This window comes from Deinococcus sp., from assembly GCF_018260555.1.
Taxonomy (GTDB): Bacteria; Deinococcota; Deinococci; order Deinococcales; family Deinococcaceae; genus Deinococcus.
In genome coordinates, this window is the sequence record NZ_JAGLBB010000008.1 from 1 (window position 1) to 16,705 (window position 16,705).

Annotated in this window: 13 protein-coding genes; 5 read left to right on the forward strand and 8 right to left on the reverse strand. The window is 68.1% G+C overall.

Annotated features, from left to right (window positions below; genetic code table 11):
- Positions 1–915: hypothetical protein (locus QZ271_RS02790; RefSeq protein WP_291428767.1), on the forward strand; the 915-nt coding region annotated here is incomplete at its 5' end.
- 166 nt (positions 916–1,081) lie between these two features.
- On the opposite strand, the gene QZ271_RS02795 is transcribed toward QZ271_RS02790, so the two are convergent.
- The 6 genes from QZ271_RS02795 to QZ271_RS02820 form a co-directional block, all read right to left on the reverse strand.
- Positions 1,082–1,489 (reverse strand): helix-turn-helix transcriptional regulator, encoded by a 408-nt coding sequence (locus QZ271_RS02795; protein ID WP_291428768.1) that lies wholly within the window; start codon positions 1,487–1,489, stop codon positions 1,082–1,084.
- Positions 1,458–3,758, reverse strand: a complete 2,301-nt coding sequence (locus tag QZ271_RS02800) for a heavy metal translocating P-type ATPase (protein WP_291428850.1) — start codon at positions 3,756–3,758, stop codon at positions 1,458–1,460. Before QZ271_RS02800 ends, QZ271_RS02795 begins: the two co-directional genes overlap by 32 nt.
- A gap of 883 nt (positions 3,759–4,641) precedes the next feature.
- Positions 4,642–5,703 (reverse strand): serine hydrolase, encoded by a 1,062-nt coding sequence (locus QZ271_RS02805; RefSeq protein WP_291428769.1) that lies wholly within the window; start codon positions 5,701–5,703, stop codon positions 4,642–4,644.
- A gap of 5 nt (positions 5,704–5,708) precedes the next feature.
- A complete protein-coding gene (gene murQ / locus QZ271_RS02810) occupies positions 5,709–6,605 on the reverse strand; it encodes an N-acetylmuramic acid 6-phosphate etherase (protein ID WP_291428853.1) in 897 nt (298 codons plus the stop codon).
- A 182-nt stretch (positions 6,606–6,787) separates the two neighbouring features.
- Complete coding sequence (locus tag QZ271_RS02815; protein ID WP_291428771.1) at positions 6,788–8,056, reverse strand: anhydro-N-acetylmuramic acid kinase; 1,269 nt, start codon at positions 8,054–8,056, stop codon at positions 6,788–6,790.
- A complete protein-coding gene (locus QZ271_RS02820) occupies positions 8,053–8,829 on the reverse strand; it encodes a GntR family transcriptional regulator (RefSeq protein ID WP_291428773.1) in 777 nt (258 codons plus the stop codon). Before QZ271_RS02820 ends, QZ271_RS02815 begins: the two co-directional genes overlap by 4 nt.
- 143 nt (positions 8,830–8,972) lie before the next feature.
- On the opposite strand from QZ271_RS02820, the gene QZ271_RS02825 reads away from it, so the two are divergent.
- From QZ271_RS02825 to QZ271_RS02840, 4 genes are all read left to right on the forward strand, one after another.
- The gene (locus tag QZ271_RS02825; RefSeq protein ID WP_291428774.1) at positions 8,973–10,742 is read left to right on the forward strand and encodes an ABC transporter substrate-binding protein; all 1,770 of its coding nucleotides are present in this window, start codon (positions 8,973–8,975) and stop codon (positions 10,740–10,742) included.
- Positions 10,743–10,882: 140 nt separating this feature from the next.
- Complete coding sequence (locus tag QZ271_RS02830; protein ID WP_291428776.1) at positions 10,883–12,619, forward strand: ABC transporter substrate-binding protein; 1,737 nt, start codon at positions 10,883–10,885, stop codon at positions 12,617–12,619.
- Positions 12,620–12,726: 107 nt separating this feature from the next.
- Positions 12,727–13,698, forward strand: coding sequence for an ABC transporter permease (locus tag QZ271_RS02835; RefSeq protein ID WP_291428777.1), 972 nt, complete (start codon positions 12,727–12,729; stop codon positions 13,696–13,698).
- Complete coding sequence (locus QZ271_RS02840) at positions 13,695–14,810, forward strand: ABC transporter permease (protein ID WP_291428778.1); 1,116 nt, start codon at positions 13,695–13,697, stop codon at positions 14,808–14,810. The genes QZ271_RS02835 and QZ271_RS02840 overlap by 4 nt, the downstream gene beginning before the upstream one ends.
- 150 nt (positions 14,811–14,960) lie before the next feature.
- Here the strand turns inward: QZ271_RS02840 and QZ271_RS02845 are convergent, their stop codons facing one another.
- Positions 14,961–15,974: an SDR family oxidoreductase gene (locus QZ271_RS02845; protein WP_291428780.1), complete on the reverse strand. Its 1,014-nt coding sequence runs from the start codon at positions 15,972–15,974 to the stop codon at positions 14,961–14,963.
- A 97-nt stretch (positions 15,975–16,071) separates the two neighbouring features.
- Positions 16,072–16,665, reverse strand: coding sequence for a DUF1990 family protein (locus tag QZ271_RS02850; RefSeq protein ID WP_291428783.1), 594 nt, complete (start codon positions 16,663–16,665; stop codon positions 16,072–16,074).
- Between the last annotated feature and the right edge of the window lie 40 nt (positions 16,666–16,705).

The following is a 16,705-nucleotide window of genomic DNA, read 5'->3' on the forward strand; positions in this document are numbered from 1 at the left end:
CTGCACCGCGCCGCCACGCTGCTCGAGTACCCCACCCCCGCCGAGCGCGGCGCCGCCCACAAGAAGATCGGGGGCACGCCGGTCGGCGAGCGCTTCCTGCTGCCCGGCACCGCCCCCTTCAAACTGCCGTCCGGCACGCCCATCCTGCTGGCCGACACGCCGCCCACCGCGACCTTCTCGTTCAACCCGGACGGGTCCTTCCGCGCCCAGGGCAGCGTGGACCTGCACGCCCGCAGCCTCCTGCGTGGCCGCGTGAGCACCCGCCCGGACGGCCGCCTGGAACTGCGGCCCACCACGCCCGGCGGGTTTCCCACCTCGTTCCTGCCGGACCTCGAAGCGCGCGTCAAGGGCCGCCTGCCGGGCGCGTTGCGGCTGCAACTGGGCGTCTGGAGCGGACAGACGCCGCCGCCGTCACTGGCGAGCGTGGCGCTGCTGTCTCACCCGCAGGCCGCCGCGCTGGCCGCGCACCCGCGCCTGAAAGGCCTGATCGGCCCGGTCATCGGCCCGAACCTGTTCACGGTGGACGCCGCGAACGTGGACGCCGTACGCCGTGAACTGGACCGCCTGGGTCTGAGCCCCACCACGAACCTGACCGTTCCGGGAAACAGCTCGGCGGAACTGACCATCATGGACGACACCCGCCAGAAACGCGCCTTCCTGGAACGCGCCATCGAGGCCGGTCAACGCGTGCTGGTACAGTACAACGTCGAGAAATACGTCGGCTGGTCCGGAAACCCCACCGCCGGGCGCAGCGTCCTGGAGGAACTCGAACCCCTGAGCATCGAGCGCGGCAGCGGGAGCACACCGTACCTGAACGCCCATCTTGTCGGGGAGCCCGGCAAGGGCCGGGCCGCGCAGGCGACCAAGGAGCGGCACATCCGCATCCAGTACATCACAGGTATGGCGCTGCGCTGAGGCGGGCCGCCTTCGAGGAACTCCTCCCCGACCTGTTCGGCCGGGGCCGGGGACGTCACGCTGGTCGTCCGCAAGGACCGCACGCAGGACATCAAGAAGGTCGTGCAGCAACCCAGGGGCAGACCCGGAGCTCGCCCGCTTCGCCTGAACGCTGCCCGCGTGCTGGTCAGGCTGGCACCGGTCCGCGCAGGTGGTCGAGAACCCCGCCGATCAGGGTGGTGACGTGGGCGTCCAGCAGGCGGTAGTACGCCACGCGGCCCTGCCTGCGGACGGTCACGATCCGCTGTTCGCGCAGCAGGCGCAGCTGGTGGCTGACGGCGCTCTCGCTCAGGCCGATCACGGCGGACAGGTCGCACACGCACAGTTCCCCGGTCCGCAGGGCACTCAGGAGTTTCAGGCGGGTGGGGTCGGCGATGACTTTCAGCAGGGTGCTGGCGGCCTCGATGTCTGCCGGGCCGGGCTGCTCCGCGCGGGCCTGCGCGACCTCCTGCGGGTGAAGGCATCTGACCTCGCACCGCGCGTCAGGGTCGGGCAGCGCCTGGTCAGCTGCCGGGCGGCGGGCGGGCGTGGTCACGTGGCCTCCGGGTGGGGGAACGCTGCGGGCGCGGCCGGGCGGGCGGCTGCCAGCGCAGCAGGCGCAGGGCGTTCGCGGTGACGATGGCGGTCGCGCCGGTGTCGGCCAGGACCGCCATCCACAGGTTGGTGTAGCCCAGCAGCGTGGTGATCAGGAACACGGCCTTGAGGCCCAGCGCGAAGGCGATGTTCACGCGGATGTTGCTCATGGTGGCGCGGCTCAGGGCGATCAGGTCGGCCACGCCACTCACCTGCTCCCGCAGCAGCGCGGCGTCCGCCGTTTCGAGGGCCACGTCGGTGCCGCCGCCCATGGCGACGCCCACGTCCGCCTGGGCCAGGGCCGGCGCGTCGTTGATGCCGTCGCCGATCATGGCGACCGCGCCGCGCGCCTGCAGGTCGCGGATCAGGCGCAGTTTGTCTTCCGGGAGCAGCGCCGCGTGCACCTCCAGTTCCGGCGCCCCGGCGCGCCGCAGGTCGTCCGCGATGGCCCGCGCGGTGCGGCCGTTGTCGCCGGTCAACATGACGGTTCGCACGCCCAGGCGGTGCAGCGCAGCCAGGGCGGGGGCCGCGTCGGGGCGAAGTTCGTCCCGCAGGCCGATCACGCCGCGCACCTCGGGCGCGACCCGCCCGCCCGGTTCACCGAGCAGGACGAGGACGGCGGTGCGGCCCTGTGCTTCCAGCCGCGTGACCTGCGCCTGCACGTCCGGGGCGAGGTCGGTCAGTGTGGCGGTGTGCCCGGGGGAACTCACGGTGACCTCGCGGCCCGCGTCAGGTTCAGCGCCGGTCAGGCGGGCGGTGACGGCCCGGCCGGGCAGGGCGCGCGCGTCGGTCGTGGCCGGAACGTTCAGGCCGCGTGCGGCGTGCAAGACCGCGCGGGCCAGTGGGTGACTGCTGCCCGCCTCGGCCGCCGCTGCCAGCCGCAGCACGTCCTCGCGGGTGCCGCCCACCGGGTGCACGTCCGTCACGCGTGGGTGACCGGCGGTGAGGGTGCCGGTCTTGTCAAACGCGACGGTCCGGACGCCGCCGATGCTTTCCAGGGCCGCGCCGCCCTTGATCAGCAGGCCGCGCCGCGCCCCGGCACTCACGCCGCTCGTAATGGCGGCCGGGACGCTCAGGATCAGCGCGCACGGGCAGCCGATCAGCAGCAGGCTGATGCCCCGGTACAGCCAAGAGTGCCAGTCGCCGCCCAGTAGCGGGGGCACGGTGGCCACCAGCGCCGAGACCAGGACCACGCCCGGCGTGTACACGCGGCTGAACCGGTCGATGAAACGGGCGGTGGGGGCGCGGCTGGCCTCGGCTTCCTCGACCATGGCGGTGATCCGCGCGATGGTCGTGTCGCTCGCCTCGCGGTCCACCCGCACGGTCAGCACGCCGTCGCCGTTGATGCTCCCCGCGAAGACGCCGTCGCCCACGCTCTTGACGACCGGGACGCTCTCGCCGGTCACGGGACTGTCGTCCACCCCCGACGTGCCACCGAGCACCGTGCCGTCTGCCGGGACGCGCGCACCCGGGTTGACCTGCACGGTCTGCCCGGCGCGCAGGGTACCGGCCGGCACTTCACGCGCCAGGGGCGCCGTCCCGTCAGCGCTGTCCGGCAGCAGCAGGGCCGTTTTCGGGGCCAGCGCCGCGAGCGCCTGAATGCCCGCGCGCGCACGGCCCGCCGCCACGCCCTCAAGCAGTTCGCCCACCGCGAAGAAGAACACCACGACCGCCCCCTCGGCCGCCTGCCCGATCAGGACCGCGCCGGTGGCCGCGAGGCTGACCAGCATGTTGATGCTGAACGGGTCCCCCAGGCGCGCACTCGCCACGGCCCGGCGTGCGAGCGGCCACACGCCCAGCAGCGTCGCCGCCACAAACGCCGCCGTACTCAGGGCGGGCGCTGCGAAGCCCAGGACCCACGCGGCGGCCAGAAACGCGCCCGACAGCACCACCAGTCGTCCCTGGGGACTCTGGTGCCAGGGTCGCCCAGGCCCCGCAGCGGCCGCCTGCGAGTGCCCGGGCGCGTGGCTGTCTCCGTGCTCATGTCCGTGCTCGTGCGGGTGCTGCGTGTCCGGAGTCGTCTCGCGGCCCTGCAACGTGGGCACGTACCCCAGCGACCGCAGGTGCTGTTCCAGCGTCTGCCGGGGCGTGCGGGTCTCGTCCAGTTGTACCTTCAGGGTCTGCCGCGTGAAGCTGGTACTGACCTCGCCCGTGCCGGGCAGGCCGCCCACCAGCCGCTCGACTTTTGCCACGCAACTGGCGCAGTCCATGCCCTGCACGAAGTAGCTCAGGGTGGTCGGCTGGGACGGTGTGGCCTGCCGGACCGCTGTGGGAGAGGGAAGGCGAGGCGAGGATGTCACGCCCCAGTATACCTGAGCAGACGCTCAGATGTCCCTGATCTACCGGACGGACGGCCGCCCGTTTTGATCACAACCCGTTCATGCGCCCGGTAGCCAACGACATGCCCAGTAGGTGATTCCCTCGTGCTGATGCTGCTCTGGTTCAACAGTCTCTAACTATCCAACCTGAGTCCACATGAGCGGTGAAGGCCAGCCCGACCAACAGGACGGGACGCCCTGAGGAGGTGTCCGGTGCGGGTGAAGCTTGACTGTTCGGACGGTTGTGGTGTGGAACGCAGGTGTTGTCCTGACTCGCCGTGTCCTGCCTGGCCGCGTCTTTACTCGCTGCCCTGCGCCGCGTTCCGGGCAGCGGTCTGCACACGCTCGGGAAACAGGACAGGCAGGGAGATCAGGGGGACCATGATGGCGGCCAGAGCGAACAGGAGTTCCATACCTCCAGTGTCCCTGGAATGCGGCAGGCACAGATAACAGTGGCCTTAGTGTCCCGCAGAGCGGCGCTTGAGGAGGTGCACACCTGCCCTTAGGGTCAGGCAGAGTCCGTTCTCATATCCATGTGAGTCCGTCTCTTATGGTTACTTGTTCGGTTCGCAGCCGACTGCGCTTGCGAGGTCTAATACGGATTCCGATTGATTTGGCGCACTTCCAAATCAATCCGAGCGGACGCGAGTAGGAACAGCATACGGATTTCGCGGTATGGAGCCGCAGGCGGCGATTTTCCGACTGTGGTGGAATTTAGCGGAATGCGTATAAGCGGAACAGACGGCAGTCTGCCTGACAGGTCTGCCACCCGGCCGGGCACCTGCTCTGATCACGGTCATTGGCCCTGACCGGCCAGCAGGGTATTCCCGACGGCGCGGCGCAGGCCCTGAATGTCGAAACTGGTGTGGCGGTTCGGATGTACGCGGTTGGTCAGCAGCGTCCACGCGAGGCCGCGCGCGGGGTCCACCCACAGGCCCGTGCCGGTAAAGCCGGTATGCCCGAACGCGGCGGGACTGGCGAGGGCGCCGCCGCTCCAGCCGGGGCTGGCCGTCACGAACGCGAGGTTGCGGCCCTCGACCTGGGGGCGCAGCGTTTCGGCCTGCGCGGCCGGGGAGAGCCAGCCGCCGCGCAATAGCCCTTCGCCCTGGCGGAGCACGCCGCCCAGCGTGCCGAACAGCCCAGCGTGCCCGGCGACGCCGCCCATCGCAGCGGCGTTCTCGTCGTGCGTCTCGCCGCGCAGCAGACGCTCGCGCCACAGGCAGTGTTCCGTGGCGACCGTGTCGGCCGGGTCGGGCGTGAAGCTCAGTCCGCCGTCCAGTGGCAGGTCCCGCAGCGGGTGCCCGTGCAGGCGTTCCAGCACGCGCCCCAGCAGCATGTACCCCAGGTCCGAGTACACGACCGGCCCGGCCTCGCTGACCGGCCAGGGTTCATGCAGGAAGCGGGCGCGGATGGTGCGCTCGTCGCCCCAGGTGAACAGTTTCGCCCAGGCGGGCAGACCGGCGCTGTGCGTCAGCAGGTGCCGCAGCGTGCGCCCGCGCAGGCCATCCCCGACCGACTGGCCCGGCATCCACGCCAGGTCCGGCAGGTGCGTGCCGAGGGGGTCGTCCAGGTCCAGCAGGCCGCGCTCGGCGGCGCGTATGATCTCGCGGGCCGTCAGCAGCGGCTTGGTCAGGCTGGCGAGGTCCCACCAGGAGTCCGCGTGCACGGGAGACGCGTGCGCCGACTGGTCGGGGCGGTGCAGCGTGCCCAGCCGGACGCTCGCCTGCTCGCCGGCGGCGTTCACCACGCCCAGCGCGGCGGCGCTCGGCCCGCCGTGACCCTGCGTGGCGCGCTCCAGCAACGCCCGCGTGTGGGCGGGAATGACCGGGCGCATGACCGCCGGGTCCGGGCGGGCCACGCGGCTCAGGCCTCGCCCAGGGCGGCGCGCGCGTGGCCGCCCGCTTCGTCCAGGCGGCGGGCGGCCTCGTGGACGCCCACGCCCAGGCGCAGGGCGACCACGGCGACTTTCACCTGCCCGTTCGCTTCGAGCAGCGCCGCGCGGGACTGCGCTTCGCTGGCGTTCGCGGCGTGCATGACCAGCCGCAGCGCCCGCCCCTCGAGTTTGGTGTTGCTGGCGCGCACGTCCACCATCAGGTTCCCGTACACCTTGCCCAGGTGCACCATCAGTGCGCTCGACAGGGTGTTCAGCGCGATCTTCTGCGCCGTGCCGGCCTTCAAGCGGGTGCTGCCGCTGATGAGTTCCGGGCCGGTGTCCAGCAGCACGGCGCAGTCGGCGGCGTCCAGCAGGGGCGTGCCCGGATTGTTCGACAGGCCGATGCTCAGCGCCCCGGCGGCCCGCGCGGCGTCCAGCGCGCCCAGCACGTAGGGCGTGGTGCCGCTGGCGGCCACACCGATCAGCACGTCGTCGGGACCGACCCCGGCGGCCTGCACGTCCCGCCGCCCGGCCTCACGGTCATCCTCGGCGCCCTCCACGGCGCTGCGAATGGCTCGTTCGCCCCCGGCGATCAGGGGCACGGCCCGCTCGGCCGGCCAGGAGAAGGTCGGCGTGAGTTCCGTGGCGTCGAGCACGCCCAGCCGCCCGCTGGTTCCGGCCCCGACGTACACGAGGCGCCCGCCGCGTTCCAGGCGGGGCAGCGCGGCCGTGACCGCGCGGGCCAGGGCGGGCGCGGCGTCTCGGGCGGCATTCACGGCCTGCACCTGGTCGTCCGCGAGCGCCTGCACCAGCGCGCCGGTTTCCAGACGGTCCAGGTCGGGGTGGTCAGCGCGGAATCCCTCGGTGCGGCGGGACTCGGGCGGCAGCGGCGCGGGCGGTCGCGGCGAACCATCCAGCCGGGGCAGGCGTCCGGCGGGCCGTGATGTGGCCGGCAGTGGTGTGGCCGGCAGCACCGTGTCCGGCAGCGCTGTGGCGTCCGGCGTGAGGCTCTGACCCGGGGTGTCCGGCTGGAGAACCTGCGGCTCGGAGGAGGGATCCGGTGGGTGCGTCAAGGGCGGTCTCCAGGGAAGAGGGCGGGGGTGACAGGAACCGGGCGGCGTGGCGCAGCTGGAGGAGCGGGCGTCCAGCGACCGGCGATGACGGCGTGGCGCGCACCCGTGGTGTGCGGCAGGGTGTTCGGCCAGCCCTGCGCGTGCGCGTACCCCAGGAACGCGAAGGCGGCGGCCTCACGGGTGGCGTCGGTGAATCCGGCGTCGGTCCAGCCGAGGTCCGCGAAGGTCCGCAGCGGCGCGGGTGTGGGCAGGTCCGCCAGGGCGGCGGCCAGCGCGCGCATCAGGGTGGGGTTGCGTGCCCCGCCGCCCGCCACGACCACCTCGCCGGGTGGGCCGTCCAGGAAGCGTAGCGACTGGGCGACACTCCGGGCGGTCAGGGCCGTGGCGGTCGCGGCCAGATCGGCAGCGCTCAGGTCCGGCGCGGCCGGCAGGCGTCCGAGCGTCCAGACCTCCCGCCCGGTGGCCTTCGGGGGGCGCTGCGCGAGGGCCGGGTGCGACAGCCAGCGCGCCAGGGTGGGTTCGTGCACCTGACCGGACGCAGCCAGGGCGCCGCCGGCGTCGTGGGTCTGGCCGCTGCGGGCGGCGATCTCGTCGATCAGGCAGTTGGCGGGCCCGGTATCGAAGGCCTGCACGCGCCCCGGGTCCAGGCCGGGCAGGGCGGTGACGTTCGCGATGCCGCCCAGGTTCAGCAGGGTGCGGTTCACGCCGTCCTGCGCCAGCAGCGCCCAGTCCGCGAACGGCACCAGGGGCGCGCCCACACCCCCGGCGGCCATGTCGGCGGGCCGGAAATCGGCCACGACGGGACGCCCGGTGTGGGCGGCGATCACGGCCGCCTCCCCGAGTTGCAGGGTGGCGGGGCGGGTCCAGCCGCGCGCCGGGTCGGGGGCCGGGTGGTGCTGCACCGTCTGCCCGTGGCTGGCGATCAGGTCGGCGTGCGCGGCGTGCGGCGCGGCGGCCAGCGCCAGCGCCTCTCCCAGCGCCCAGTGCAGCTGGGTCAGGTCGGCGGTGCCCACCCCGCCGTGCATGGCGGCCAGCACGGCGGCGCGCAGGTCCGGCGGGTAGGGCGTGAAGGTGTGTGCGACCACCCGGCCGCGTGGCGCGTGCGGCCGGTCATTCAGGGCGCTCAGGTCCCTCAGGGTCTGGGGGCTTGGAGGCGCGTGGGGCGCGCGCAGCCCGGGCCAGCCGGGCAGTTCCAGCAGCGCGGCGTCGATGCCGTCGGCACTGGTGCCGCTCATCAGGCCCAGCACCCGCGGCGCGCCCCTCAACGCGGGTCCCCGCGAAGTTCCATCACGAAGTCGTACCGGTCCCCGCGGTAGTGCGCGCGGGCGTACTCGATGGGCTGCCCGCCAGCCAGCCAGGACACGCGGTCGGTCGCCAGGAGGGCCGCGCCGACCGTGACGCCCAGCAGCGGCGAGAGGTGCAGGTCCGCGTTCAGGGCGCGCAGGTGGCGGATGGCGCGCACGGGGCTCAGGCCACGGCCCTGCAGCAGGGCGTACAGGCTGGCGTCCTGCACGTCCTGCTCGGTCAGATCGCCGACGAGCGTGGCGGGCAGCGTGGAATCCTCGACGGCCAGCGGCTCCCCGTCGGCGGTGCGCAGGCGGCGCAGGCGGTACACGCTCTCGCTGGGGGAGAGTGCAAGGCTCATGGCTTCCTGCGCGTTCGGGCGGGCCCGTTCGAAGCTCAGGACCTGCGCGCCGGGCGTCTGCCCGCGCGAGCGGACGTCCTCGGAGAACGAGGCCAGCAGCGCCAGGGGTCGGCTGGGCAGGTCGCCGGGCTGGGCGGGCGGCGTGACGAAGGTGCCACTGCCGTGCCGGCGGACGAGCAGACCCTGCTGGGACAGCAGTGACAGCGCCTGCCGGACGGTGACGCGGGACACGCCGAGGGTGGCGGCCAGGTCGCGTTCGGCTGGTAGGGCGCTGCCGCGGCGAAGCTGGCCGCTCTCGATGCGGCTGGCGAGTCCCTGCGCGACCTGCACGTAGACGGGCGTGGCGCTGGCCGCGTCCAGCGGGATGGCCCAGGTGGTGAAGGCGTCAGACATCGCCGTAACCATACCACCTTCAGACCACTGAGCGGCAGACTTGCAAGTGGACCCAAAGTGGTATTAGTCTAGGGGCTGCACTGCACAATTCGCCGCCCACAGCAGACACTCCCCTGACAGCCGTCACCCCCCGGAGGCCCCTCATGCGTAGACCCACCCCACTGGCACTGATCACCCTTACCCTGATGACCGCTGCCCTGGCCGGCACCGCCCACGCCGCCCCCAAGAAGATCAGCGGGTACGGCACGCTCGGTGTCACGACCGGCAAGCAGGGCGGCACCTACACCCTGCCGCTCGGTGACAGCCCCCAGAGCCTGTTCTACTACGGGGTCATCGACAACAACCTCGGCCTGGTCTCCCAGCAGCTCTTCGACGGCCTGCTGGAGTTCAACCTCGCCACCTACAAACTGGAACCCGCCCTGGCCGAAAGTTACACCGTCAGCGACGGAGGAACAACCTACACCTTCAAACTCCGCCAGGATGTCAAGTGGAGCGACGGCCAGACCTTCGACGCCGACGACGTGGTCTTCACCTACAAGAACATCATCATGAACCCCGAAGCCCGCGCCGGGGACGCCGCCAGCTTCAAACTGGACGGCAAACCCGTCGAGATCAGCCGCGTCAACCAGTACACCGTGAAGTTCGAACTGCCTCGCCCCAGCCCCGCTTTCCTGCTACAGATGCGCTCGTTCATCATGCCCAAGCACAAACTCCTGAAATTCTCGGAGGAAGGCGGCGCCAAGCCCAGCGACATTAACGGCGCGTGGCCCACCAACAGCCCCGAAAGCGACGTGGTCGGCACCGGCCCCTTCAAACTCGCCACCTACACCGCCGGGCAGAAAGTCACGCTGGTCCGCAACCCCAACTACTGGAAGGTCGACGCGGCCGGCACCCGCCTCCCGTACCTCGACCGACTCGAATTCCTGATCATCCGTGATCCGCAGGCGCAGGTCGCGCAGTTCCTCGCCGGGAACCTCGACCAGCTGAACGTCAGCGGCGCGCAGTTCCCCGACCTGAAGGGCAAGGAAGTCGCCGGCGCGCCCTTCAAGATCATGCGTTCCACCGCCCTGTTCGGCAGTCCTCCCTTCGTCGCGTACAATTTCGACGCCAAGGACCCCGCCCTTGCCAAGGTCTTCAGCGACGTGCGCTTCCGCCGCGCCATGCAGGGCGCCCTGAACCGCGAACGCATCATCGACACCGTCTACAACGGTCTGGCCAGCCTGCCCGGTCACGGCGTCGCGCCCATCAACAAGCAGTGGTACGCCAACACCAAAGCCCAGCTGGGCAGCTTCAACGTTGCCGCCACCGGTCAGGCGCTCGACGCCATGGGCCTGAGCAAGAAAAACAGCGCCGGCATCCGTCTGCTGCCAGGTGGCAAGCCCCTGGAATTCGATCTGACGTACGCCACCGACAGCAGCACGTACCCTGCCATGGCCACCATCATCCAGAGCGACTTCGCCAAGGCCGGCGTGAAAGTCAACCTGCGCGGCATCCTGAACAGCAAACTCTTTTCCACCGGGTTAAGCGGCGACTGGGAAATGATCCTGCACGGCTTCGGGGACCAGCCCGATCCGGAACTCCGCAAGCCCATCTGGCAGCCCGGCGGCGCCCTGTACTACTGGCACCGCAGCCTCCAGCCCGCCAAGGACGGCGACAAACCCAACATCGCAAAGATGGCCGCCTGGGAAAAAGACATCTACACCATCTTCGAAAAGGCCGCCACGACCACCAACGTCGGGGAACGCAAGGCGCTGTACACCCGCTGGCAGCTGCTGTTCGCGCAGAACCTGCCGGTCACGCCCATCGCCAAACCCGAGAACATCGGCGCGGTCAGCAACAAGTACGGTAACTACGTGTACAACCTGGGCGTCATTCCCGGTTACAACCCCGTTCCGCTGATCTACCAGAAGTAACGCATCTGACGGAGCCTTTTAAGCTTGTTCCGTAGGTAAAGATTGAGGTTTAGTCCCAGGCTTCACGCGCCCTGGTCAATCTTCTTCCACGTCATTTGAAACTTTACCAACTCTCCCACTTCTTTGCACTGGAGGACATTATGCGTACACAATGGGTTCTTGCATTCGGATTAAGCGTACTAGGTAGTATAGCCCCGGCACAGCAGGTAGCAGGTGCCAACCTTAAGAATGCCGGGATTGTTCCCGGGAAGTCGGGAGGAACGTACACTCTTCCCCTGGGCGACAGCCCACAGACGTTTAACTACTTTGGCGCCATCGATAACAACAATTACACGATTCTCAATAATGTTCTTGAGAGCCTTGTGCAGTACAATCTGGCTACCTACAAACTTGAGCCTGGTCTAGCTGAAAGCTGGACGACCAGTAAAGATGGTAAGGTCTGGACGTTCAATCTTCGAAAGGGGGTCAAGTGGCATGACGGCAAAACGTTCGACGCCGATGATGTGGTCTTCACCTATAACAACATTATCCTCAACCCCGGTGTGCGCGCCAATCAGATTCCCAATTTGACCTTTGGGGGAGAACCAATCAAGGTCGAGAAGGTTGACCAGTATACCGTCCGGATGACGCTCAAGCAGGCGGCGGGCGCGTTCTTGCAGCCTCTGAGGATTTTTATTTTCCCACAACACGTTTTTGCGGCCATAAATCCGCTGAAAAATCCGGATAAATTTATGCAGATGTGGGGAACAGACGAGGCCAGCAGTGTGGTTGGGACTGGTCCTTTTAAGCTGTCAAGTTATGTGTCGGGGCAGAAAGTCACCCTGACGCGCAACCCCAACTACTGGAAAGTAGATACGAAGGGAACGAAGCTCCCCTACTTGGACCGGCTCGAATACCTGGTGATACGTGATCCCCAGGCACAGGTCGCTCAATTCCTGGCTGGCAATATAGACGAGATCAATATCAACGGTGCTCAATTTCCCGACTTGAAGCAAAAGGAGATCAGCGGCGCGCCATTCAAGATTCAACGAAGTAAAGCGCTCTTCGGCAGCCCGCCCCACCTGGCATTCAACTTTGACGCCAAGGATCCCCAACTGGCGAAAGTCTTCCGTGATCTGCGCTTCCGTCAGGCGATTCAGTCAGCGCTCAACCGGCCCCGGATCATCAGTGACATATACAACACGGTTGCTGTTCTTCCAGGCCACGGCGTCTCGCCGATCAGCGAGTTTTATGTCAATACCCGCAACCAGCTTGGCCGGTATGACTTGAAAGCCGCCGCCGCGAAACTGGACGCCATGGGTCTTAAAGACACTGACCGTGATGGTATTCGCAATATTGCGCCCGGGAAAAATCTGGAGTTCGATCTGCTCTACGGCACCGACAGTACGATTTACCCAGCTGTGACCACCATTCTGCAAAATGACCTGAAAAGCATAGGGGTCAAGGCGAACCCCAAGGGCATTCTGGTATCTAACCTGCTGTCTACAGGCATGAGCGGTAACTTCGAGGCCATGATCCTCGCGTTTGGTGATCAGCCTGATCCTCAGCTGCGCCGTGAAATCTGGCAGCCGGGCCAGGCCCTACACTATTGGCACCTCTCGACCCGTAAAGCCGACGGAACACTGAACACGGTGACCATGTTTCCCTGGGAAAAACGGATTCACGACATCTTCGAGCAGGGTGCCACAACCATTGATCCGATAAAGCGCCGTGCGCTCTACGGTGAATGGCAGATGTTGTTCGCGAAAAACCTGCCCGTCATCATGATCGCCAAGGCGGATAACCTGGCCGCTGTAAGCAATAAGGTTGGGAATTTCATTTATAACCTTGGGCCCATTCCAACCTATAACACCAACACGTTTATCTACATGAAGTAAATGGAACAGGGCGAGTCGACAGCATTACTCCTATCGCCCTTCTCCATTTATTAAGGGAGTTTCTCAGTGTGTCTCAAGCTTCCCTCTCCATCTAACAACGGCCCAGCATGCTGAACTTCACTATCCGGCGCATTCTAGGCATGATTCCCACGCTCCTGCTGATCAGCGTGGTGTGCTTCACCGTCATTCAGATGCAGCCCGGCAGTTTTGTAGATCAGTACCTCGACGACCCGCGCGTCACCAAGGAGACGGTCGCCAACATCACGCGGCAACTGGGTCTGGATCAGCCGCTGTGGGTGCAGTACCTGACCTGGATGAAGGGGATCGTCACGCAGGGAGACTTCGGGTTCTCGTTCGCAAGCGGCCGGCCGGTGTCCAGTCTGATCTGGGAGCGTCTGGGCTGGACGGTCTTCCTGGCCCTGCTGACCCTGCTGGTCTCCTGGGCGATCGCGGTGCCGCTGGGCATCTACACCGCCCTGAACCGCTACTCCAAACGCAGCGCCGCCCTGAACTTCTTCGGGTACGTGAGCCTCGCCACACCGGACTTTTTGGTGGCGCTGCTGCTGATCGCGCTGGTCCTGAAGTGGGGCGGGTCGAACGTGGGCGGCCTGTTCAGCCCGCAGTTCATCGACGCGCCCTGGAGCGCCGCGAAGGTGCTGGACCTGATGAACCACCTGTGGATTCCCATGATCGCCATCGGCCTCGAAGGCGTCGCGGGCCTGATGCGGCAGATGCGGGCGTCCATGCTGGACGTGACCGGGCAGGATTACGTGCGCACGGCGCGCGCCAAGGGTCTCGCTGAGCGCCAGGTCATGTGGAAGCACGCGGTGCGCAACGCCGTGAACCCCCTGATCAGCCTCGCGGGCCTGAGCCTGCCCAGTCTGATCTCGGGCACCATCATTGCCAGCATCGTGCTGAACCTGCCGACCATCGGGCCGTTCCTGTACGACAGCCTGCTGAACAAGGACCAGTACGTCGCCATGACGCTGCTGCTGTTCAGTGCGCTGCTGCTGCTGATCGGGAACCTGCTCTCGGATCTGGCGCTGGCGTGGGCGGACCCGCGCGTGAGGTTCGAATGACTGCCGCAGCCGCCACGCCGGGTGCACCCACCCGGCAGACGCCCCTGACCCTGGCGCTGCGCCGGTTCCGCCGCAACCGCGTGGGCGTCCTGAGCGCCTGGGTGTTGGCCGCTCTGTATGCCATCGCCCTGCTCGCCGGGTTTCTCTCGCCCTACTCGATTACCGCTCAGCACGAGGGGTACTCCTTTCAGCGCCCCCAGCCCATTCACGTCGTCCACGACGGCAAACTGACGCGGCCATTCGTGTACGGCTTCAAGAAGACCCGGGATCCCGTCACGTACCTCAGCACCTTCGCGCCCGATACCAGCCGCCCCCTTCCGATCCTGCTGTTCGTGCGGGGCGAGGACCCGGCCGAATCCGCGTACAACTTTCTGGGCGTGATTCGCAGTCAGTGGCACATGTTCGGCGTGAAAGAGGGCTACTACTTTCCGCTGGGAACCGACAAGTTCGGCCGTGACCTGCTTTCGCGTATGCTGGTCGGCTCGCAGGTCAGCCTGACCGTCGGCGTGATCGGCATCCTAATCTCATTCACCATCGGCATCGTGCTGGGCGGCGTCAGCGGGTACTTTGGCGGCTGGACCGACAACCTGATTCAGCGGCTGGTCGAGGTCCTGCTGTCCTTCCCACGCCTGCCGATCCTGCTGGCCCTGTCCACCATCATTCCGGCCCGCTGGCCCAGCACCTGGGTGTACCTGGGGATTGTCGCCGTGCTGGCCCTGATCGGCTGGGCCGGACTGGCCCGCGTGATCCGTGGGCAGGTCATGAGTGCGCGTACCGTCGATTACGTGCAGGCGGCCCGCGCCATCGGCAGCAGCGACCTGCGCGTGATCCTGCGGCACATCATGCCGAACCTCAGTTCGTTCCTGATCGTCACCGCTACCCTCGCCCTGCCCGGCTACATCCTCGGCGAGAGTGCCCTGAGCTTCCTTGGCCTGGGCATCAAGGAACCCATGACAAGCTGGGGCCTGCTGCTCAAGGACGCGCAGAACTTCGAAACCCTGAACCTCTACCCCTGGCTCCTGCTGCCGGGGCTCATGATCGTGACGTCCGTCCTGGCCTTCAACTTCCTGGGGGACGCCCTGCGCGACGCCGCCGACACCCAGAGCCGCTGACCGCCCTGATCGGCGGACGCGTGACGGAGGCCGGGCCACACCAGGCGGCCAGGATGTCCCGGCACGCGACAGGTGTCCCGGCACACAGCAGGATGCGCGTCCGCTTTCATCCACTGCCAGCACCGTTCACGGAACGCCGCTGCTATGCGACTACTTTTGCGTGCCGTCCTGGTGCGCTCCGAGCTGGTTGAATTCCACCTCGGCGGCGCGTTTGATGGGATTGCTGCGAGTAGCCGTACCCTCGACCTCACGTCCCATTCGCGTGACGGTGGAACCGGACGGGGCGGGCAACAGGCGGTTGGTCAGGCCCATCAGGTCCGCCGTGAGTTGCGGGGCCAGTGCCTGCGCTGAGCGCATCAGCCACGCCGGGCCGCCCACCATGGTTTCTGCGTCACCGCGCACCAGCGCCGTCACGATGCGCCGCGCCGCCTCCTGCGCGTCCAGTGACACCACCGGCAGGCTGTCCGCCGTGGCGAACCACGCGTATTCCTGCGCGTGGCGGCCCTTCACGATGGCGTGCCTGGGACTGCCGGTCCGCATCAGGCCCGGCAGGACGGTCGTGACCGTGATGCCCTCCCGTTCCAGTTCCGCCCGCAAGGCCTGGCCCAGCCCCGCCGAGGCGAACTTGCTCACCGAGTACGGCGCCAGGTGCGGCACCGCCACCCGCCCCCCCACCGACGACACGATCAGCACGCGCCCCCCGCCGCGCAGGTGCGGGCGCGCCGCGAGCGTCAGGCGCAGCGGCGCCAGGGCGTTCACCTCCAGGATCTCCCGGAAGTCCCCCTCCGTCATGTCCGCCAGGGGACCCACCTGAATCAGACCCGCGTTGTTCACCAGGACGTCCAGCCGCCCGTGCGCCCGCACAGTCTGCTCGATGGCCCGCTCGATGTCAGCGATGACGGTCACGTCGCCTGCCACGACCTGAACCCGCTCGCCCGCGTTCAGACTGTCCTGCGCGCGTTCCAGGTCGTCGGCCGAGCGGGCCATCAGGGTCACACGCGCCCCGCGGTCCAGCAGTTCGCGGGCCAGGGCCAGCCCCAGTCCCCGCGACCCGCCCGTGATCAGCGCCGCGCGGCCCGTCAGGTCGTACGGCGCACGCAGAGCGCGGCGGGCGGCGATAGCCCCCACGGCGGCGGTCAGCAGCAGTCGTTTCGGGATTCTCATGACAGCAGTGTGCCGCCCGGCGCCGCGCAGGCAGCGCTGCGTGAAGCCCGCCACAAGGTCCGCCGCACATACGATAAAAGGGGAGGGCCTGACGCTCTCACGGCCACTCGGCTGTGGTGGTGCCGTGACTGACCTTGCGCCCCCCGCTGGAACGCAGGATGCGGCGCAGGCCCGCCTCCCACGTCATGCGTTGCAGGATGCCCACACCTAGCAGGTACGCCAGGCGGTCGAACCAGCTACTGGCCCGCATCTGCGAAACCACCTGCAGGCGGTAGCGGTCTTCGCCCAGCGACTCGGCGCGAAACTCGATCCAGCCGGACTCGGTGTGCTGTTTCAGGGTTTCGAGGCGGAAGCAGTCAGCGCCGACGGCCGTCACCTGCACCCGCGCGCGGCGCACACCGAGCATCAGAATGGTGAACTGATCGCCAACCTGCGTCCGTCCCGGTCCGCCCCGAACCCGCCGGAACCAGGCCAGGAGCTTCGGGATGCGGGCGGGCAGGTGCTGCAGGGCGCTGTCCATCACGTCCGTCATGGGCCGGGAAGGCCCGGCAAGATCCACCCAATATGTGCGGCGCGTGACCGGGCCGACCCCATCGCGCAGATCCGTGACGCGCCAGCCGCCCACCGGTAGGCGCAGAAATCGCGTGGCGTAGGCGGCTGTCAGCAGCACCCAGAAACGCTGGGCCGTCACGCGCCCCACCGGGCTGACAGCAGAGCGTGAACGAACAGAA

Coding starts and splice junctions, on each gene's coding strand:
- QZ271_RS02840 (WP_291428778.1), top strand. CDS start 13,695: ATGACTGCCGCAGCCGCCACGCCGGGTGCACCCACCCGGCAGACGCCC.
- QZ271_RS02825 (WP_291428774.1), top strand. CDS start 8,973: ATGCGTAGACCCACCCCACTGGCACTGATCACCCTTACCCTGATGACC.
- QZ271_RS02835 (WP_291428777.1), top strand. CDS start 12,727: ATGCTGAACTTCACTATCCGGCGCATTCTAGGCATGATTCCCACGCTC.
- QZ271_RS02820 (WP_291428773.1), bottom strand. CDS start 8,829: ATGTCTGACGCCTTCACCACCTGGGCCATCCCGCTGGACGCGGCCAGC.
- QZ271_RS02830 (WP_291428776.1), top strand. CDS start 10,883: ATGCGTACACAATGGGTTCTTGCATTCGGATTAAGCGTACTAGGTAGT.
- QZ271_RS02845 (WP_291428780.1), bottom strand. CDS start 15,974: ATGAGAATCCCGAAACGACTGCTGCTGACCGCCGCCGTGGGGGCTATC.